General features: G+C 51.3%; 19 protein-coding genes and 1 tRNA gene. 9 read left to right on the forward strand and 11 right to left on the reverse strand.

The window, feature by feature from the left end:
- Window positions 1–42: 42 nt before the first annotated feature.
- The 3 genes from mreD to FT643_RS03815 form a co-directional block, all read right to left on the reverse strand.
- Window positions 43–528 carry a rod shape-determining protein MreD gene (mreD, locus tag FT643_RS03805; RefSeq protein ID WP_156869324.1) on the reverse strand — a complete coding sequence of 162 codons (486 nt, stop codon included), beginning with the start codon at window positions 526–528 and terminating at the stop codon, window positions 43–45.
- A complete protein-coding gene (gene mreC, locus FT643_RS03810; RefSeq protein WP_317621938.1) occupies window positions 525–1,508 on the reverse strand; it encodes a rod shape-determining protein MreC in 984 nt (327 codons plus the stop codon). Before mreC ends, mreD begins: the two co-directional genes overlap by 4 nt.
- A gap of 100 nt (window positions 1,509–1,608) precedes the next feature.
- The gene (locus FT643_RS03815; RefSeq protein ID WP_156869326.1) at window positions 1,609–2,646 is read right to left on the reverse strand and encodes a rod shape-determining protein; all 1,038 of its coding nucleotides are present in this window, start codon (window positions 2,644–2,646) and stop codon (window positions 1,609–1,611) included.
- A 337-nt stretch (window positions 2,647–2,983) separates the two neighbouring features.
- Between FT643_RS03815 and gatC the strand changes: the two genes are divergently transcribed.
- The 4 genes from gatC (at window position 2,984) to FT643_RS03835 (ending at window position 6,783) form a co-directional block, all read left to right on the forward strand.
- The gene (gatC, locus tag FT643_RS03820; protein ID WP_156869327.1) at window positions 2,984–3,271 is read left to right on the forward strand and encodes an Asp-tRNA(Asn)/Glu-tRNA(Gln) amidotransferase subunit GatC; all 288 of its coding nucleotides are present in this window, start codon (window positions 2,984–2,986) and stop codon (window positions 3,269–3,271) included.
- A gap of 15 nt (window positions 3,272–3,286) precedes the next feature.
- Complete coding sequence (gene gatA / locus FT643_RS03825) at window positions 3,287–4,741, forward strand: Asp-tRNA(Asn)/Glu-tRNA(Gln) amidotransferase subunit GatA (protein ID WP_156869328.1); 1,455 nt, start codon at window positions 3,287–3,289, stop codon at window positions 4,739–4,741.
- 11 nt (window positions 4,742–4,752) lie between these two features.
- A complete protein-coding gene (gatB, locus tag FT643_RS03830; protein ID WP_156869329.1) occupies window positions 4,753–6,198 on the forward strand; it encodes an Asp-tRNA(Asn)/Glu-tRNA(Gln) amidotransferase subunit GatB in 1,446 nt (481 codons plus the stop codon).
- A 114-nt stretch (window positions 6,199–6,312) separates the two neighbouring features.
- Window positions 6,313–6,783 (forward strand): hypothetical protein, encoded by a 471-nt coding sequence (locus FT643_RS03835; RefSeq protein ID WP_156869330.1) that lies wholly within the window; start codon window positions 6,313–6,315, stop codon window positions 6,781–6,783.
- On the opposite strand, the gene FT643_RS03840 is transcribed toward FT643_RS03835, so the two are convergent.
- Window positions 6,757–7,434, reverse strand: a complete 678-nt coding sequence (locus tag FT643_RS03840) for a class I SAM-dependent methyltransferase (protein ID WP_156869331.1) — start codon at window positions 7,432–7,434, stop codon at window positions 6,757–6,759. The two genes, FT643_RS03835 and FT643_RS03840, sit on opposite strands and share 27 nt — an antisense overlap.
- 144 nt (window positions 7,435–7,578) lie before the next feature.
- Between FT643_RS03840 and FT643_RS03845 the strand changes: the two genes are divergently transcribed.
- Window positions 7,579–8,040 carry a methyltransferase family protein gene (locus FT643_RS03845; protein WP_156869332.1) on the forward strand — a complete coding sequence of 154 codons (462 nt, stop codon included), beginning with the start codon at window positions 7,579–7,581 and terminating at the stop codon, window positions 8,038–8,040.
- 86 nt (window positions 8,041–8,126) lie between these two features.
- Here the strand turns inward: FT643_RS03845 and FT643_RS03850 are convergent, their stop codons facing one another.
- The 7 genes from FT643_RS03850 to hemA form a co-directional block, all read right to left on the reverse strand.
- Window positions 8,127–8,777 (reverse strand): DUF2959 domain-containing protein, encoded by a 651-nt coding sequence (locus FT643_RS03850; protein ID WP_156869333.1) that lies wholly within the window; start codon window positions 8,775–8,777, stop codon window positions 8,127–8,129.
- A gap of 23 nt (window positions 8,778–8,800) precedes the next feature.
- Window positions 8,801–9,646 (reverse strand): S-formylglutathione hydrolase, encoded by an 846-nt coding sequence (gene fghA / locus FT643_RS03855; protein ID WP_156869334.1) that lies wholly within the window; start codon window positions 9,644–9,646, stop codon window positions 8,801–8,803.
- 20 nt (window positions 9,647–9,666) lie between these two features.
- A complete protein-coding gene (locus FT643_RS03860; protein ID WP_317621939.1) occupies window positions 9,667–10,779 on the reverse strand; it encodes an S-(hydroxymethyl)glutathione dehydrogenase/class III alcohol dehydrogenase in 1,113 nt (370 codons plus the stop codon).
- A 144-nt stretch (window positions 10,780–10,923) separates the two neighbouring features.
- Window positions 10,924–11,676, reverse strand: a complete 753-nt coding sequence (locus FT643_RS03865) for a HesA/MoeB/ThiF family protein (protein WP_156869336.1) — start codon at window positions 11,674–11,676, stop codon at window positions 10,924–10,926.
- On the reverse strand, window positions 11,666–12,541 hold the full coding sequence (gene prmC, locus FT643_RS03870) for a peptide chain release factor N(5)-glutamine methyltransferase (RefSeq protein WP_156869337.1): 876 nt from the start codon (window positions 12,539–12,541) through the stop codon (window positions 11,666–11,668). The genes FT643_RS03865 and prmC overlap by 11 nt, the downstream gene beginning before the upstream one ends.
- Window positions 12,541–13,617 (reverse strand): peptide chain release factor 1, encoded by a 1,077-nt coding sequence (gene prfA, locus FT643_RS03875; RefSeq protein ID WP_156869338.1) that lies wholly within the window; start codon window positions 13,615–13,617, stop codon window positions 12,541–12,543. The genes prmC and prfA overlap by 1 nt, the downstream gene beginning before the upstream one ends.
- A 62-nt stretch (window positions 13,618–13,679) precedes the next feature.
- Window positions 13,680–14,948, reverse strand: a complete 1,269-nt coding sequence (gene hemA, locus FT643_RS03880; protein ID WP_156869339.1) for a glutamyl-tRNA reductase — start codon at window positions 14,946–14,948, stop codon at window positions 13,680–13,682.
- A 237-nt stretch (window positions 14,949–15,185) separates the two neighbouring features.
- Between hemA and FT643_RS03885 the strand changes: the two genes are divergently transcribed.
- From FT643_RS03885 to FT643_RS03900, 4 genes are all read left to right on the forward strand, one after another.
- On the forward strand, window positions 15,186–16,916 hold the full coding sequence (locus tag FT643_RS03885; RefSeq protein WP_156869340.1) for a tetratricopeptide repeat protein: 1,731 nt from the start codon (window positions 15,186–15,188) through the stop codon (window positions 16,914–16,916).
- Window positions 16,917–16,991: 75 nt separating this feature from the next.
- Window positions 16,992–17,633, forward strand: a complete 642-nt coding sequence (gene lolB / locus FT643_RS03890) for a lipoprotein insertase outer membrane protein LolB (protein WP_156869341.1) — start codon at window positions 16,992–16,994, stop codon at window positions 17,631–17,633.
- The gene (gene ispE, locus FT643_RS03895) at window positions 17,630–18,529 is read left to right on the forward strand and encodes a 4-(cytidine 5'-diphospho)-2-C-methyl-D-erythritol kinase (RefSeq protein WP_156869342.1); all 900 of its coding nucleotides are present in this window, start codon (window positions 17,630–17,632) and stop codon (window positions 18,527–18,529) included. Before lolB ends, ispE begins: the two co-directional genes overlap by 4 nt.
- Window positions 18,530–18,614: 85 nt before the next feature.
- Window positions 18,615–18,689: transfer RNA gene (locus FT643_RS03900), tRNA-Gln, on the forward strand.
- The last annotated feature ends 21 nt before the right edge of the window (window positions 18,690–18,710 follow it).

Here is an 18,710-nt window from a genome sequence, read left to right on the forward strand (position 1 = left end):
TTAAGCATATCTCAATTGGTCGCGGTGGTCAGTTAGAGCCTTTCAATTAGAGTGGGTGCCCCGTATATACGACATGGAAAGGCTGACCAGAGGCCAAACTAGGGCGGAAACCAAAACAGAGGTCCAGTACCACAGTGTCCACGGTGAAATATAGACCGCCCGCATGATCATTATGTTCACCAATTGATAAATACCCACGAGCACCAAAATGGATATACATTGCTGCCAGAGTGGGAACAAACGGATTCGCAGATGCAGAACATAGGTGATATAAGCCACCACAGCCAAAGCTAATGCGTTTTGGCCCAACACCGCACCATTTAAGGCGTCCAGCATGATACCTACACACCATCCAGTAATCACGCCCACCCGATGCGGCATAGCGATGACCCAATAGATCAAAACCAACGGAACCCACGCCGGACGCAGGGCGTTGCCCCATTCAGGCAACGGAATTGCCGCCAATATTGCCGCAATAATAAGTGTGAAAACCACCGTAGCTGCGCTGTCTGAAGTGGACTGGATCATGGCTCAGCTCCTTCTGTGGCAACGGTATTGTCGATGGTCTCTTTACCATCGGCGGCGTCATCGCCGGCTTCCGGAGGCGGCGATGTATCCATTGCCCCCTCCAACTGACGGGTTTCTTCGGAAAAAACCAGTAGCACATAGCGGGAACGATCCAGATTTGCCATCGGCTTTGCGTTTACCACCGCAAAGGGTTGGCCAGGATCGTGCTCTACAGTAGTAACAACGCCCACCGGGTAGCCCTTGGGAAAGCGTCCTCCCAAACCGGAACTCACCAGCAGATCGCCCACCACAATGTCAGCGGTATCAGGCACATGGATTAGTTTTAAACTATCCAGGGTTCCGGAGCCCACGGCGATGGCTCGCACCCCATTCCGATTGACATGCACCGGAATACCATGAGAAATATCGGATATTAGCAACACCCGGCTACTAAAAAGCCCGACTTCGATGATTTGCCCCATTAAGCCTTCGGCGTCAAGCACAGCCTGGCCTACGTATACGTTTTCGGGTTTGCCTTTATTAACAATGGCTTCATGTCGGTAGGGGTCCGGATCAACGCCAATAATTTCAGCGATTAGCACCTGATCGTCGACCACATCAGTGGCATTCATTAATTCCTTGAGCCGGGTATTTTCCGCTACTGTAGAAGCCAGTTTCTGCACCCTTCGTTTCAGCACCAGGACTTCCGATTGCAGGCTGGCGTTCTCGGCTTCCAGCTCACCCGTATTGCGCACACTGGCTTCGGACCACGTCATCAATTGTGCCGGAATATCCGCAATATACTGGATCGGCGAGGTAAAGATGGTCAACGTGAAGCGCACCGGCGATAACACGTTAAAACGATGGTCAACGAAGATAAGCATGAATGAAATGACCGTAAACAGAATCAGCCTGTAACGGTTTGCGGTATTCTGGCCGAAAATAGGTTTTATAGCACTACCCCCCCTGATGCACCTGAACCGCAGGCTGCGCTCAGAGATACGCTAACTGTTATTTGCACGGGCCGGATAATAAACACAAAAGCCGGCCATGCGTGTGCAATCGACCGGCTTTGCTCAGGATTACTCATGACGTGGATGATCAATCCACCGAGAACATATCAAATCCGCTCTTATCCATCATTTCCATGGCTTTACCACCACCACGGGCAACACAGGTAAGGGGATCTTCCGCCACGATGACAGGCAGACCTGTTTCTTCAGCAATCAGTAACTCAAGATCACGCAGTAACGCGCCACCACCCGTTAATACCAGGCCCTTTTCCGCGATATCAGAGGCCAGCTCCGGGGGCGATTGCTCAAGCGCACTTTTCACCGCAGAGACGATCTGCGACAGAGGCTCCTGCAAGGATTCCAGTATTTCACTGCTATTCAGCGTAAACGACCGGGGCACACCTTCGGCCAGGTTACGGCCACGCACATCGATTTCCAGCAGTTCTTTGCCAGGAAACGCACAACCGATTTCCTGTTTGATGCGTTCAGCAGTGGCTTCACCGATCAGGCTACCGTAATTACGCCGCACATAAGTAACAATGGCTTCGTCAAATTTATCACCCCCCACCCGCACGGAATCGGAATAGACAATGCCGTTCAGGGAAATAATAGCAATCTCGGTGGTACCACCACCAATATCCACAACCATCGAGCCACTGGCCTCTTCCACCGGCAGACCCGCTCCAATTGCAGCGGCCATGGCCTCTTCAATCAAATAAACCTCGCGAGCGCCTGCACCCAGTGCCGACTCCTTGATGGCTTTTCGTTCAACCTGGGTTGATTTGCAAGGAACACAAACCAGAACACGAGGGCTGGGAGTGATGAAATTGTTCTCATGCACTTTGTGAATGAAATGCTGTAGCATTTTTTCGGTAACATGAAAGTCAGCGATGACACCGTCTTTAAGGGGGCGTATCGCGGTGATATTGCCAGGGGTTCTGCCCAACATGCGTTTGGCGTCCATTCCCACTGCGGCCACACTTTTCGCGCCGTTTTTCTGGCGAATGGCTACAACTGACGGTTCGTCCAGGACGATACCACGATCTTTCACATAAATAAGGGTATTAGCTGTTCCCAGGTCGATCGAGAGATCAGTGGAGAACATGCCGCGTAAACGTTTAAACATAGGAGGATTGACAACCCATCGAGCGGTTTAATTTTTGAACGATTATTTTGATCAAAAAGGCTATTCGGAAACTTCTGATCCGGGCGATAAAACACGACACTCGATCTGTTGCTCCCAAGTTATACTATTGCCGGAACAATAGCAGCGCAGGACCTGTTCGGCAAGGTAACAATCAGAACTTTTATTACAGCTTTTATGAACTTAGCCTCAAATTCCCCGTCAACTGACGCGCGCAGTTTTAACTATTCCTTCACTCCGGGCAATCAGACTTAACATCGACCACCGCCTGATTTCTGGTAACATACGCCCTTCGCGAAATTCACTGCCGGAGAATCCCATGGCATTGGACAAAGAAGATGTAACAAAAATAGCCCATTTAGCGCGCATTCAGGTGGACGACGCTGACATCCCGGCAATATCTGAACGCTTATCTTCAATATTGGGCATGATTGAACAGCTGCAGGCGGCACCCACCGATGGCATCGAACCAATGGCCCATCCCACCGATGCGGCACAGCGTCTGCGTGAAGATGTAGTCACCGAGCAAAATCAACGGGACGCTTTTCAGAAAATCGCACCTGCGACCGAAGACGGCCTTTATCTAGTGCCGAAAGTTATTGAATGATCAGGTAACACATTCATGCATACTAACACCTTAAAATCCTTGTCTGATGCGCTGGCAAAAGGCGATATTTCCAGCCGCGAACTGACTCAGCTGTTTCTTGATCGCATCAAACAACACGACAGCGGCATTAACAGCTTCATTACCCTCACTGAAGAGTTGGCATTAGCTCAGGCTAAAACAGCGGATGACGCCCGCGCAGCAGGCAATGCCGGCCCGCTCACCGGCATCCCCATTGCCCACAAAGACATTTTTTGTACCCAAGGTATCAAGACCAGCTGCGCCTCTAAAATGCTGGATAATTTCATTGCCCCTTACAACGCGACGGTTGTTGAAAAGCTCAATAGCAGCGGCACCGTTACCCTGGGCAAGACCAATATGGACGAATTCGCCATGGGCTCGTCTAATGAAACCAGTTTTTACGGCAGCGTAAAGAACCCCTGGAACACAGAATACGTACCCGGTGGATCATCAGGTGGTTCCGCAGCGGCGGTGGCTGCACGGCTGACCCCGGCGGCTACCGGCACGGATACCGGCGGATCCATCCGTCAGCCCGCCAGTTTGTGTGGCATTACCGGCCTTAAGCCCACCTACGGACGAATTTCCCGCTGGGGTATGATTGCCTTTGCCTCCTCCCTGGATCAAGCCGGACCCATGACGCAAACCGCAGAAGACGCAGCGTTGCTGTTGAATTCCATGGCTGGGTTCGATCCCAAGGACTCCACCAGCACGGATAAAACCGTACCGGATTTTACTGCTGATCTGGGCAACTCCCTTGAGGGGTTGCGCATTGGATTACCGAAACAATACTTCGACAGCGGGCTGAACGCCGATGTGGAAAACGTCGTCCAGGATGCCATCAAACAATATGAAAAGATGGGGGCTCGCATTATTGAAATTGAATTGCCGAACACCCACTTATCCATTCCAGCCTATTATGTCGTCGCTCCGGCAGAAGCTTCCTCCAATTTGTCCCGTTTTGACGGTGTGCGGTTCGGCTATCGCTGCGATGATCCGGCTGACCTGGAAGACCTGTATAAACGCAGCCGAGGTGAGGGTTTTGGTGAAGAAGTAAAACGCCGCATTATGATTGGCACCTATGCCCTGTCTGCAGGTTATTACGATGCCTATTATCTGAAAGCACAAAAGGTCCGGCGACTGATTAAAAATGAATTTGATCGCGCTTTTGCGGACGTGGACGTCATTATGGGGCCGACTTCGCCCAACGCCGGATTCAAGCTCGGTGAAAAAGCCTCCGACCCGCTGTCCATGTATCTCTCCGACATCTACACCATCTCAGTGAACATGGCGGGCTTACCCGGCATATCCATTCCGGCCGGTATCAGCTCAGGACTGCCGGTCGGCTTGCAGATTATCGGCAATTATTTCGACGAAGCGAAGCTGCTTAATGTCGCCCACCGTTTTCAACAGGAAACCGACTGGCATGCCCGAATGCCGGCGGCGTTTCAATAAGGAGGCCTGCCATGCAATGGGAAGTCGTCATCGGATTAGAAGTGCATGTGCAACTGTCCACCCGCTCAAAAATATTCTCGGGCAGTGACACCACCTTCGGCGCCGAGCCGAATACACAGGCGTCGCTGGTCGACCTGGGAATGCCCGGCGTGTTGCCGGTACTGAATGCAGATGCGGTGGAAAAAGCCGTCCGTTTCGGATTAGGAATTGATGCGCAGATTGCACCCCGCTCCGTATTCGCACGCAAAAATTATTTCTATCCGGACCTACCAAAAGGCTATCAGATTTCGCAGTTTGAATTGCCCATTGTCGGACTAGGACAGGTCGATATCACGCTGGAAGACGGCAGCACCAAACGCATCGGTGTCACCCGGGCACACCTGGAAGAGGATGCAGGCAAATCCCTACACGAAGATTTTCAGGGCATGACCGGCATCGATCTGAATCGAGCAGGCACCCCGCTGCTGGAAATTGTATCTGAACCGGATATTCGCTCGGCAAAAGAAGCGGTGGCCTACGCCAAAGCCATACATTCGCTGATCCGCTATCTGGATATCTCCGACGGCAATATGTCACAAGGTTCAATGCGTTGCGATTGCAACGTCTCGCTTCGCCCCAAAGGTGAAGACACATTGGGTACGCGGCGCGAAATAAAAAATGTGAACTCCTTTCGTTTTGTGGAAAAAGCCATCAATGCCGAAATTGAGTGGCAAATGGATGAGCTGGAATCCGGCCGGGCCATTCATCAAGCCACCGTACTGTACGATCCGGTAAAAGATAAAACATTCGCCATGCGCAGCAAGGAAGAAGCCAATGATTATCGCTACTTCCCTGATCCGGACTTGTTGCCGGTGGAGGTAACGGAACAAACCATCAGTGCAATTCGGGCTAAACTACCCGAATTACCGGCGCAAAAAATCGAGCGTTTTATTACTGACCTGGAACTATCGGAATATGACGCGCGCGTACTGGCGTCAGACCGTGTCCTGGCGCAGTATTTTGAGACCGTGGTAGCGCAATCGGGGGCAAAACCCAAGTTGGCAGCCAACTGGGTCAGCGTCGAATTGCTAGGCGCCCTCAACAAAAATGATCTGGAGATTGATCAGAGTCCGGTGGACGCAGATCAACTCGGTGGTTTACTGAAGCGAATTGCCGACAACACCATTTCCGGCAAGATCGCCAAGCAGATATTTGAAGAATTGTGGAATAACGGCGGCACAGCCGATACCATCATTGAAAGTAAGGGACTCAAACAGGAAACCGATAGCAGCGCCATTGAGGCCATTGTGGATCAGGTCATTGCAGACAGTCCTGACCAGGTCGCGCAATATCAAGCCGCCGACGACCAAAAAAGGAAAAAACTCATCGGTTATTTTGTTGGACAGACCATGAAGTTGTCCAAAGGCAAGGCCAATCCGCAAATGGTGAACCAGGTGTTGGCGAAAAAACTGAATTAACGTTTTATCCGACTGGCAGAAATGAGCGGCCGGTAGATTAAAATCTACCGGCCGCTAAAACAGTCAGCGATGCATCAGGATAGTAAAGGAAGCCATCCATACACCTGGACCAACATGATGTTCCGAATCGTCAGAATTGTATCCTTCTGGATTTTTCTACCCTTACTTTTTTTACCTTTGGGCCGCTGCAGCCTGGACCCGGAAATCAACCAGGGATTGCGCAGCTTTTCTTACCAGGTTCAGGGCATACAGCCTGAGTTCCAACTGGAGGAATTTAAAGATTTTACCATCCGCATCATCACTTTCAGCGATGCCCCTTTCCACTACGATTTGATCGGGTGGGGCATTTTCGTCACGCTTTGGATCACTTTTTTCGGGGTTAATTTGCCTGTCTATCTCGCCTGGTTAAAGCCCCTGGCCTGGCTCAGCATTCCACTCATGTTTCTTGTGCATTCAATTTACACCGCCGCCCTGGTGGAAGCTCAAACGGTAACGCTATACGGGCACCTATTCATCTATGTCGGCTACCTATACGGTATAGCCACCTTTAATGCCTACTTACCCGCGAGCGTCCGGCTGCGCTAACGCCCGCACATACCGTAAAATCTGCCCACTAAACGGCTTTTCATCCGGCCCGGATAGCGTCGGTTTGCTCTGGCTATGGGTGTATCCCAAGCGCACCATCTTTTTACTAAACGGCGCATGATGGCCTCTGCCTGGATCCACCAAAATCACCTCACATTGCGGGTTGGCGTGGCGATGAATAAATTCCGACAGCAATTCAACATGCTGTTTCTCGTAAAGCAAATCAGCTCCGATAATGACGTCGAAGGTGCCAAGACCGTCTTGTAAATCTGCCCAGCCCGTTCTCAAAAACGGTATCTTGTCTCCGCTGTTCAATCTGACGTTTTCTGCGAGAAAGCCCCCGGCTTCCGGATGGTAATCGGTCGCCGAAATATCCGCTTTACGGGAATTGAGCAACAAACTGGACAGACCCAGCCCGCACCCCACTTCCAGGATTCGCTTCCCTTCAATTTCAAAATCCGCCATTTGATCCGCCAAAACCTGACTCGATTGCCACAGCACACCAAACAAGGCCCACTGGGCGGAGGAAATCCCCAATAATTCAGCTTCACCTAAAGGATCTGAAAATTCCTGAGCATCTCGTAAACTGCGGACATGGATATCGACACTATCAAACTCAATAGTCTGATAGCGAATTCGGAATGGCGCCATAAAGTAACTCTTGGTCAGGAAGGGACGTGACAACCCGGTTCAGAAATGGTGTTGCCACGGTATAAGCTCACACTATAGGCTTATATTACTTAGGTTGCCACCGGACACCCCCACACTCATGCGCATTATCCCAGGGCCAAGTCGATGAAAGTGCTAGAAAATAAAATCCCGCCTCCGCTAATCGCAACCGTTTGCGGCCTATTCATGTGGGTGCTTTCGTTAGCTACGCCTGCAATTGAAATCACTATCACCGTGCGAGTGATCGCAGTAACGCTAGCGCTACTCACAGGAACGATGTTCTGCCTCGCTGGTGTCCTTTCATTCAAACGTGCGAAAACGACCGTGAACCCGTTGAAGCCGCAGTCCGCTTCCGCGCTGGTGGACTCCGGCGTCTACCGGATCACCCGCAACCCGATGTACGTCGGTTTCGCATTAGGCTTGCTGGCATGGTCATTCTATCTAGCGTCCCCTTGGACACTAACGGGAATATTCGTGTTTATAGTTTATATGAACCGCTTCCAAATCGAGCCTGAGGAGCGCGCGCTGCTGTCGCTCTTTGGCGCGGAATACAGTCAATATCAAGCTCGTGCGCGGCGCTGGCTTTAACTTTTCTGCACCTCACAATATCGGAGCAAACTAAAAAGGGCGCCAATATTGGCGCCCTTTCGAAACGTTGAAATGAGAAAATGCCCTTATCCCGCGTTTTTCAGGCCTTCAATAAAGGTATTGGATTCAGCGATGGATTTCTCCATTTCTTTAATCAACCGAGCGACGTCCGTTTCGATTCCTTTCAGCTCACCTTTCAAAGAATCGATGGCCCGGGCGTTCAGGTTATGCTTTAAAAATAAAACCTGGTCCTGCAGCGCACTCAGCACCGGGTTCATCCGATCTTCCGCCTGCCGCATCGATGTCATCAGCGAGTTGTATTTTTTCTTTGTCGCGTTCATTTTACTAATGCTCTGCCGCTTCAGGTCGGCATTGCTGTACAGCTGAATTTCTTCATTCCACTCTTTAAAGAGTGCATCCGACACGTTTTCCACCGCATTAATACGGTCAGTGACTTCCTGAGCCGCTTCTTTGCTGTCTTCATATTCGCCACTCAGTTTGTCATAGTAATCCTGAAGATCACTATCACCGGTATTTACCAATGCTTGATACTGTTCCAATGCGGAGGAAAACTGTTCTTTTGCATCCGATTGTGCATCCTGAACCTCTTCCACCCTGTCGATCATGATATCCCGTTTGTGATACCCCACTTTTTCCATCGCGCCATAATAAGCACTCTGACAAGCGCACAAAAATCCAACCAACAAAACTAATGTTGCGTGCCGGGCTATTAACATTGAGTCAATCCTCACTCTTTGATTTAACGATTTAAGAACGCACTATGGTAGCGCAGATGTTCTTCCATAAAGGTCGAAATAAAATAATAACTGTGATCATAGCCAGCCCGGTGATTAAGGGTAAGCGAGACCGACTGTTTGGCGCAGGCCGCGTGCAGCAGCTCGGGCTTTAGCTGGTTTTCGAGAAATGAATCGGCTAACCCCTGATCCACCAGTATCGGTTTGTCAAAACCCCGCGATTCAATTAATGCTACTGCATCATGAGCCTGCCAGGCAGCCCGATCGTCTCCTAAATACGCGGCCAGTGCTTTTTGCCCCCAAGCACATTGACTGGGTGCACAGATAGGCGCAAAAGCCGACACGGACCGGTACTGCTGAGGGTTATTCAGAGCCAGCGTAAGTGCACCATGCCCTCCCATCGAATGACCAAAGATACCCTGACGAGACAAATCCAGATTGAACTCATTCTGTACCAGAGCAGGTAATTCCTGCTGAATATACTCATACATCCGATAATATTGATCGAAAGGCGCTTGCGTTGCGTTGACATAAAAGCCGGCACCCAGGCCAAAATCCCACGCGCCCTCGCTGTCATCGGGCACGCCCTCACCCCGGGGACTGGTATCCGGCGCAATCACCGCTATGCCGAGTTCCGCAGCAACGCGCTGGGCACCGGCCTTGGTCACAAAGTTCTGATCGTTACAGGTCAAACCCGATAACCACCACAATACCGGCACGGCCTGCTGTTCGATTTGAGGTGGTAAAAACACGGAAAAGACCATGTCGCAATGACAACTGGCAGAAACGTGCTTTATCCTTAATTGCCGCCCTTCAAAGACCCGCGCCTCTTCCAATATTTCAATCGTCATACCGGCTCCCGAATATCAACTCAATAAAGGATGACAGAGCGGATAGCTTTGCCTTCGTGCATCAGATCAAATCCCCGGTTTATTTCCTCTAAAGGCATAGTGAAGGTAACCATTTCATCAATCTTAATTTCACCTTTCATATACCGTTCGACGTAATCCGGTAGTTGAGTGCGGCCTTTTACGCCGCCGAACGCCGTCCCCCGCCAAACCCGACCGGTGACCAATTGAAAGGGCCGGGTTGAAATTTCCTGGCCGGCCCCGGCCACGCCGATAATAACCGATTCACCCCAACCTTTGTGACAACACTCCAGCGCTGAGCGCATCACATTGACATTACCGATACATTCAAAGGAATAGTCCACCCCGCCGTCAGTAAGATCGACTATGACCTCCTGAATCGGACGGTCATATTGGCTCGGATTTACGAAATCCGTAGCGCCTAACATTTTAGCCATTTCAAATTTTTCTTCATTCAGGTCCACGGCAATGATCCGTGATGCCTTTGCCATTACCGCGCCCTGAATCACCGACAGCCCAATGCCCCCCATACCAAACACCGCTACGGTTGAGCCAGGTTCGACCTTTGCGGTGTTAAGAACGGCACCAATTCCGGTCGTGATACCACATCCCAACAGGCACACTTTATCCAGCGGTGCCGCTTTATTGATTTTTGCAAGGGCGATTTCTGGAATAACGGTATATTCGGAAAAAGTAGAGGTTCCCATATAATGGAAAATCGGTTTTCCGTTCTGGCTAAAGCGGGAGGTACCATCGGGCATCACCCCCTGACCTTGGGTAGCTCGAATGGCCTGACACAGATTAGTCTTACCGGATAAACAGAATTTGCACTTACCGCACTCCGGCGTGTAAAGAGGAATGACATGATCGCCCACCGCAACGCTGGTGACGCCGGCACCGATTTCGACCACTTCACCGGCCCCTTCGTGACCCATGATACAGGGAAACAACCCTTCCGGGTCTGCGCCGCTCAGGGTGTAAGCATCCGTGTGACAAACGCCGGTTGCCGCCAGCTTCACCATCACTTCCCCGGCTTTGGGTCCCTCCAGATCGACTTCTTCAATGGATAACGGTTTTCCTGCTTCCCAGGCAACAGCAGCACGAGTTTTCATTATCGGAGATTCCTTAATAGGTTGCTTAATTGGATCAGAAGGTCAAGTACGGTTTTACTCTTATACCAGACTGGCTAATATTTAAGGGCCTAAGATTACCCTGCAAATCAGATCAATGCCAACCCGGCTCCGATGCATATAGACAACCTAATGCTTGCCGGAGCACACTGTGCAATCCGGGTTTTTACTGATTTTCACCTCACGGAAGCGCATATTAAGCGCATCGACCATTAGTAGCTTACCCACCAGGGTGGCCCCTACTCCGGTCAACTGTTTGATGGCTTCCGTGGCCTGGATACTTCCCACCAACCCGACCACCGGTGATAAAACACCACTGTTTGCACAGGTCTCGTCCTCTTCACCTTCATCCTCAAACAAACAATTATAACAAGGGCTGGCTTCGTTCATGGGATCATATAAACTCACCTGCCCGTCCATGCGGATCGCCGCCCCGGATACCAAAGGCACCTGATATTGCACACTGAGTTTGTTCAATAAAAACCGTACTGCGAAATTGTCCGTACAGTCCAGAATCACGTCCGCGGATGCAACCAATCGATCGCCCATGCCCGGTTTAAATTTAGTGAACTCGGCCGTGATCTTACAATGGGGGTTGAGATCCGCCAGCACTCTCTGGGCCGAATACACTTTGGGCTCCCCCAGACTGACACTGCTGTGCACTATCTGTCGCTGCAGGTTGGTCAATTCAACTTCGTCGTTATCCACCAATACCAGATGGCCTACACCCGCCGCAGCCAAATACATTGCAACGGGGGACCCCAACCCGCCTACGCCGACAATCAAAGCGGTCGCTTTTTTCAGCTTTTCCTGGCCTGCTACATCCAGCTCCGGCAGCATAATTTGCCGACTGTACCTTAATAACTCTTCATCACTCAACATGCTTTAAATCCTTCTTCCAACATCCCATCGTCAAGCGCTCATTGTCTGCCAGATCCCGTAATGTCGCTACTGACGCGAATCCATTTCTAGCATAAATTTCTCTAACTGCTTCGCCTTGCTGAAAACCGTGTTCTATCAAGAGCCAGCCATCGTATCGCAAATAGTCACCCGCTTTCCGGACAATTTCGCGAATGGCATCCAAACCATCTTTGCCGGATACCAGGGCACGCAGCGGTTCGAAGCGCACTCCCACGCCCTGCAAATGGGGATCATCCGTCTCAATATAGGGTGGATTCGATACAATCACATGAAACTGATGAGGCGGAATATTTGCAAACCAGTCTGACTGGATAATGTGGATCGGCAATTGACAGCGTTCGGAATTGCGTCGGGCCAATTGCACCGTTGCATCATCCACATCGGTTGCCGTGATCCGCCAACCCGGCCGCTCGGACTTCAACGCCAATGCGACCGCACCGGTTCCGGTTCCCAGATCCAGCACGTCGATGGAATCTTCAGTACTCAGTTGCAACGCGGTTTCCACCAACAATTCGGTGTCCGCTCGCGGCACCAGCGTAGCCGCACTCACCTCCAGCTCCAGGCTCCAGAAACCTTGCTCACCGGTGAGATAGGCCACCGGCTCTCCTTGCTTACGTCGCTCCACCAAGCGCTGGTACTGCTGCCATCGCTGTGCACTGACCTCCGCTTCCGGCCAGGCTTTTAGCCACGCGCTATTGCGTTGTAACACGTGACACAAGAGCCAGCGACTGTCCACTGGCGCAGATCGCTTCAAAACGGCTTCCGCCGCATCAGCCGAGGCGAGCGTTTGCTGGGCCCAAAGCAAACAACCTGCAACTGTGTGCATTATTCTTCCAGCGCCGCCAGCAAATCGGCTTGGTATTCATTAACCAAAGGTTGAATCACCTCTTCCAGGCTGCCTTCCATGATTTCCGGCAATCGGTATAAAGTCAGGTTAATGCGGTGGTCGGTCACCCTGCCCTGAGGATAGTTATAGGTACGGATGCGCTCAGATCGATCACCACTGCCGACCAGATTACGCCGTGCATCACTGGTTTCTTTCTGCTGCTTGTCTTGCGCGTGCTGCAGCAGCCGTGACTTCAGTAACGACATCGCCTTCGCTTTATTCTTATGCTGCGAGCGTTCATCCTGACACTCAACCACCACACCGGATGGCAAATGGACAATCCTCACCGCAGAATCGGTCGTGTTTACATGCTGCCCCCCCGCTCCGGATGAGCGATAAGTATCAATTCTCAAGTCTTCATTGCGTACCTCGATATCCGTTACTTCATCCGCTTCCGGCAAAATTGCGACGGTGCAGGCAGAGGTATGGATCCGACCCTGGGATTCGGTGGCTGGAACCCGTTGTACACGATGGGCTCCGGATTCAAACTTGAGCTTGGAATAGACATTATCGCCAATCACGCGACAGATAATTTCCTTGTAGCCGCCATGCTCCCCTTCATTCTGGCTCACCGCTTCGATACGCCAGCCAAGGGACTCGCCGTAGCGCGAGTACATACGATACAAGTCACCGGCAAAAATAGCGGCTTCATCACCGCCAGTGCCTGCACGCACCTCAAGGAATACATTGCTACCGTCAAAAGGGTCTTTCGGCAGCATCAACTTTTGCAGCTCTGCTTCCAGTAACTCGCTTTTTTTCTGGTTGGCTTCCAGCTCCTCTTCCCCCATTTCTTTAAGGTCCGGATCGGCCAGCCAGCTTTTCGCTTCTTCTATATTTTTTAGCACCTGATCGTATTCACGATAACAATGCACAATCGGTTCAATTTCCGCGTATTCCTGTGAGAGTTTACGGAATTGATTTTGATCCATAATGACTTCCGGCTGGCTTAACAGCAAACCAACTTCTTCGTATCGCTCGCTACGTCCGGCAAGCTTCGTTCGTAAAGATTCTTTCATTTAACCTGATTCCTGCAGTGAGGATGGATGAGTTAGGGCGAAAGGGAAACAGATCGGCCTGGCTAATCCGGTTTGTCCGGGTCGATGATGCCCAGCAATTGCTGGGCCCATTCAATTTGATCGCTGCGGCCATTTTCCGCCGCATGCTTTAGCTGAGTGGTGGGAGCATGCATTATTTTGTTAACCAGCGACCGGCTCAGGCGGTGCATGATTTCTTCAGGATCGCCACCGCCACGAATCTGTAGCAGTGCTTTTTCCACTTCTGCTTCACGTAAGGCATCCAGTTTTTCACGATAATTACGAACGGTTTCCACGGCATCCAGTACTTTGAGCGAATCCATATATTGCGACATACACAGGTCCACCAGCCCCTCGGCTTTATTGGCGGCTTCCTGTCGCTGACGGCGATTCTCATCAATCACCTGTTGCAGGTCATCCACGGTATATAAATAGACGTCCGGTAACTTACCGACTTCTTCTTCTATATCCCGGGGCACTGCAATATCGATCATAAACATGGGCGCATGTTTACGCACTTTCAACGCATTTTCCACTGCGCCCTTGCCCAGAATCGGCAACGGACTTGCGGTAGAAGAAATCACAATATCTGCACTGGCCAGATGCAACGGGATATCGCGTAAGGTAATCGCGCGGCCATTAAACTCTTCGGCAATCGCGTTGGCGCGCGCCAGCGTGCGGTTCGACACCAGCATATTTTTCACACCCTGCTCAGCCAGATGCCGGGCCAATAGCTCAACCGTTTCTCCGGCTCCGATGAGCAAGACTCGGGTTTTTGCCAGATCGGAGAAAATACGTTTGGCCAGCTTCACGGAAGCGTAGGCTATTGAAACCGGATTTGCGCCGATACCGGTTTCCGTGCGAATTTGCTTGGCTGCCGAGAACGAGTGCTGGAATAAACGCCCCAGTTGCGGCCCTACTGTGTTGGCCTCCTGGGCAACAGAATAAGCCGACTTCAGTTGGCCCAGAATCTGAGGTTCGCCCAACACCATGGAATCCAGCCCGCTGGCAACCCTCATTACGTGCCGCACCGCCGCTTCATTCCAAAACTCATAAACGCTACGGGTAATCTGGTCCATGGGTAAGGCGTGATATTGCCCTAGCCAATTAAGTACGAACCCGGAGTCCGCTTGCTCCGTTGTGCAATAAAGCTCAGTCCGATTACAGGTCGATAGAATAGCGACCTCCTGCAGCCGGGCTTGCTGGCGCACTTCGTTCAGCGCACTAATAACCCGTTCCGGCGCGAAGGCCAGTTTTTCCCGCAGGTCAACCGAAGCGGTTCTATGATTAATGCCGTACGCGAGTAATGCCATGGTTACCGATGATTCACAGCGGGGTGCAAGATTACACTGCTGTAAAAATACTCTCTCCCAAAAAAGTCGCGGGATTATATCACAAGCCTACGACTTAGCTGTCAATAGGGGAACATCAACCCCATTTAACAATCTATAGTTATACTACGAATGCGACCTGTGGATAATTTTCTTGCATGGCTGCATTATTCCTGCTTTGATAAAGCTTAGCGCACACACGGGCCTGCCTGCAGTCTTATGATTTATAACCATTTTTCGATCATTCTTCCTCTGATTTCCGCTCTAATTTTAGGCGGCTGTGCCAGCCTGGGTGGTGAAAAAGCCCAACAAGCCCAACAACCCGAAGCAAATGCCCATAAAGTGGCCGAAACACCAACCCGACCTTTTACCGGGGACACCTTATACGATTTGTTATTAGCGGAGTTCGCAGGCAAGCGCAATCGAGCCGACGTGGCGCTAGGAAACTACCTGAAACAAGCCCATGAAACCCGTGATCCACAAGTAGTAGAAAGAGCCACCTTTATAGCACGCTACCTGGGCGCCCATCAGGCAACCCTCGACGCATCCATGCTTTGGTCTGAAATAGAACCCGCCAACCCCGTCCCCCGTGAACTCGCAGCGATTGAACTGATTCGATTCGGTAAACTGGATGACGCAATGGAGCAAATTGACCTGCTCATCGCCAGTGACGGCCGCATGAATTTCGAATTTCTGCTACAGGCAACGCGCTCCGCGAACCGCGAAACACGACAGCAAATACTGGCGAAACTGCAGGATTATTCGAAAACCATTGACGATGACAAACTCTGGTTTGCCATCGGGTCACTGGAAGCAATGGACGGCAACCATAAACTCGCGATTAAAGATTTCGACCGGGCACTTAACACCACCCCGAATTACAGCGGGGCTATTCTGGCCCGAGCTCAATCTCTTATAGCATTGAACCGGCTGGACGAAGCCATGAGCTATCTGTCCAAGCAAACCGAGAAATTCCCGGAAAACAAACGCCTGGGTATCGTCTATGCCCGCTATCTGATGCAGCAGGGTCAATTAGAAGCTGCGCAACAGCAGTTCTTCAATTTATCTCAGAATTTCCCCAACGACGGTGACCTGGTGTTATCACTCGCGCTGTTGAGCTGGGAAAACAAGCGCCAGGACGAAGCCAAAGACTATTTCCGGCAGTTATTGGAAATGGGACACCGTGTGGATGAATCCAATATCTACCTGGCGCGCATTGCAGTGTCTGAAAAGCAATTGGATGAGGCCGGTAAATACTTCCAGCAAGTGCGGATAGGCCCCCACTACGCCGTCGCCCAGATTCAGCTGGCTTTACTCTGGCAGCAAACTGGTGACCTGCAAAAGGCATTTGATACGCTGGATCAGGCAGCAGATTCCATGCCAAAAGAACGCGACCAGTTCATATTGGCCAAAAGTGAAATTCTTGCCAACGATCAACAGCTAGAAGAAGCTATTGAAGAGCTCGACCGCGGGCTCAGCAGCAGCCCTGACAATACCAATATGCTTTACGCTCGCGCTATGATGAAAGAGCAACAGGAAGATTTCGAGGGTATGGAGGCCGATTTACGTCAGGTATTGGAATTGCAACCCGACAACAGCGCCGCCTTAAATGCACTGGGCTACACCTTTGCCAATCGCAATCGACGGCTTAGTGAAGCTTGGGAGCTGATTGAGCGCGCCTATACACTCAACCCCGAAGACCCCGCCATTATCGACAGCATGGGATGGATTAAATACCGCATGGGCGAAACCCAGGTCGCCCTGGATTATCTGCGAAAAGCGTACGAGGCATTCGAAGACCAGGAAATTGCTGCACACCTGGGCGAAGTGCTGTGGGTCTCCGGAGAGCGCGAAGAAGCCGCCATCATCTGGCGTAACGCCCTTGAAAAGAACCCGAACAGCCAGGTTTTAAAAGACGTCATAGAACGTTTTAACCCAAAGTCGTTATAATATGAGCCATTGCGCGTGCATAACGCGCTTTTAAACCTTCAATCCAACCTGCGAATTACATTCTGAAGAGCCCACTTGAACAGATCGCTTAAATTCCTGTGCATTATCCTAACGGCTGTCGCGTTGAGCAGCTGCGCGCTTTGGTATCCGAAAAGCACAGCACCCACTGCGCCCGAACCCGGCCAGAATGTGGACTGGGTAGAACATGTCAGACAACTCACCCTCATGCGAGAGTGGCAAATCCGAGGCAAAATAGGCGTTCGGACCGCCACCGACGGTGGCAGCGCCTATCTCGATTGGAGCCAGTCCTTCGACAGTTTCTATATATTATTATCGGGTCCCCTGGGTCAGGGCTCCACCATTATCAGTGGCAACCCTTCCGGAGCCAGACTGGAAAACAGTGACGGTACCTTTGTGTCCGACTCACCCGAGAACCTGGTAATGGAACACACCGGCTGGCAGATCCCGATTAATCAACTGCTGTATTGGGTCAAAGGCATACCCGCCCCCAGCGGCGACATCCAAATGACGCGCAACGCCCTGGGCACACTCGACACCCTGCAACAGGATGGATGGAAACTGGAATTTGATCGCTACGGCAACGCACTGGATTCCCTGTTACCTCAGCGCATCAAAATCCAGAAAGACGATTTGAAAGTCACTTTAATCATCAAGGAATGGCTGCCTCTGAGCAACACCGGCACCGACGAGACATGAAGCTAACCGTAAACGCCCCCGGTAAGCTGAACCTGTTCCTTCACATCACCGGGCGCCGCACAGATGGCTATCATACCCTGCAAACGCTTTTTCAGTTTGTGGATTACTGCGATGTGCTCTCCTTTTCGAGTCGCTCCGATGCCATTATCGAGGTCAAACCGGATATAGCCGGACTGCAGCCCGAGGACAATCTCATATATCGTGCCGCCAGTCTGCTCCAGTCTCACAGCCGAAAACCCTGCGGAGTGGATATTCAACTGCAGAAGCAACTGCCGATGGGCGGTGGCATGGGTGGAGGCTCATCGAATGCTGCCAGCACGCTGGTAGCCCTCAACAAGCTCTGGCAGTTGGGTCTTAATAAAGTGACCCTGGCTAAAATCGGCCTAAGCCTCGGCGCGGATGTGCCTGTCTTTATTCATGGGCACGCGGCCCTCGCTGAAGGGATTGGCGAGGTGCTGCAAACGGTCGACATCGCCGAACCCTGGTATCTGATTGCAATCCCGTCCTGCCACGCCAACACTGCCGAACTTTTCCAAGAAAAACAATTGACAAGAGATTCAAAGATTATCAGAATACGCGACTTCCTGAAGGGGGGTAGCCGGAACGACTTTGAGCCTGTGCTCAGAAAACGCTTCCCTCTGATCGATCGCTGCATGCAGATGATCGACTGCACCGCCCGGGACAGCCACGACGCCAAAGGGAGTGCAAGGGTTACCGGAAGTGGAGCCTGCTTATTTGTCGAATGCGAGTCAGAACCCGGAGCAAACCGGCTACTACTCGACATTACCCGGCAGATGGACCGCTTCCAGCTTACAAATCAAGATGTTAGCTGGAAGATAGTAAAAGGCTGTAACCACTCACCGTTATATACTGGAGATCTGGCCAGCCAAGGCTAAAATCCAGAAAAAACTTCTAAAACATTTGATGATTATCTGGTAAGATTCCGCGCCCAGACTGACCATCAGATCTGTCAAAAGTTGTAGGGCCGTCGCCAAGCGGTAAGGCAACGGGTTTTGATCCCGTCATCCCCAGGTTCGAATCCTGGCGGCCCTGCCATATTTTCTAGCGTGCATTTTA

It is taken from the genome of Ketobacter sp. MCCC 1A13808 (assembly GCF_009746715.1).
Classification (GTDB): Bacteria; Pseudomonadota; Gammaproteobacteria; order Pseudomonadales; family Ketobacteraceae; genus Ketobacter.

Excerpts from the sequence above, each read along its gene's own strand:
- mreD (WP_156869324.1), bottom strand. The coding sequence starts at position 528 with ATGATCCAGTCCACTTCAGACAGCGCAGCTACGGTGGTTTTCACACTT.
- FT643_RS03815 (WP_156869326.1), bottom strand. The coding sequence starts at position 2,646 with ATGTTTAAACGTTTACGCGGCATGTTCTCCACTGATCTCTCGATCGAC.
- gatC (WP_156869327.1), top strand. The coding sequence starts at position 2,984 with ATGGCATTGGACAAAGAAGATGTAACAAAAATAGCCCATTTAGCGCGC.
- gatA (WP_156869328.1), top strand. The coding sequence starts at position 3,287 with ATGCATACTAACACCTTAAAATCCTTGTCTGATGCGCTGGCAAAAGGC.
- gatB (WP_156869329.1), top strand. The coding sequence starts at position 4,753 with ATGCAATGGGAAGTCGTCATCGGATTAGAAGTGCATGTGCAACTGTCC.
- FT643_RS03835 (WP_156869330.1), top strand. The coding sequence starts at position 6,313 with ATGATGTTCCGAATCGTCAGAATTGTATCCTTCTGGATTTTTCTACCC.
- FT643_RS03840 (WP_156869331.1), bottom strand. The coding sequence starts at position 7,434 with ATGGCGCCATTCCGAATTCGCTATCAGACTATTGAGTTTGATAGTGTC.
- FT643_RS03845 (WP_156869332.1), top strand. The coding sequence starts at position 7,579 with ATGAAAGTGCTAGAAAATAAAATCCCGCCTCCGCTAATCGCAACCGTT.
- FT643_RS03850 (WP_156869333.1), bottom strand. The coding sequence starts at position 8,777 with ATGTTAATAGCCCGGCACGCAACATTAGTTTTGTTGGTTGGATTTTTG.
- fghA (WP_156869334.1), bottom strand. The coding sequence starts at position 9,646 with ATGACGATTGAAATATTGGAAGAGGCGCGGGTCTTTGAAGGGCGGCAA.
- FT643_RS03865 (WP_156869336.1), bottom strand. The coding sequence starts at position 11,676 with ATGTTGAGTGATGAAGAGTTATTAAGGTACAGTCGGCAAATTATGCTG.
- prmC (WP_156869337.1), bottom strand. The coding sequence starts at position 12,541 with ATGCACACAGTTGCAGGTTGTTTGCTTTGGGCCCAGCAAACGCTCGCC.
- prfA (WP_156869338.1), bottom strand. The coding sequence starts at position 13,617 with ATGAAAGAATCTTTACGAACGAAGCTTGCCGGACGTAGCGAGCGATAC.
- hemA (WP_156869339.1), bottom strand. The coding sequence starts at position 14,948 with ATGGCATTACTCGCGTACGGCATTAATCATAGAACCGCTTCGGTTGAC.
- FT643_RS03885 (WP_156869340.1), top strand. The coding sequence starts at position 15,186 with ATGATTTATAACCATTTTTCGATCATTCTTCCTCTGATTTCCGCTCTA.
- ispE (WP_156869342.1), top strand. The coding sequence starts at position 17,630 with ATGAAGCTAACCGTAAACGCCCCCGGTAAGCTGAACCTGTTCCTTCAC.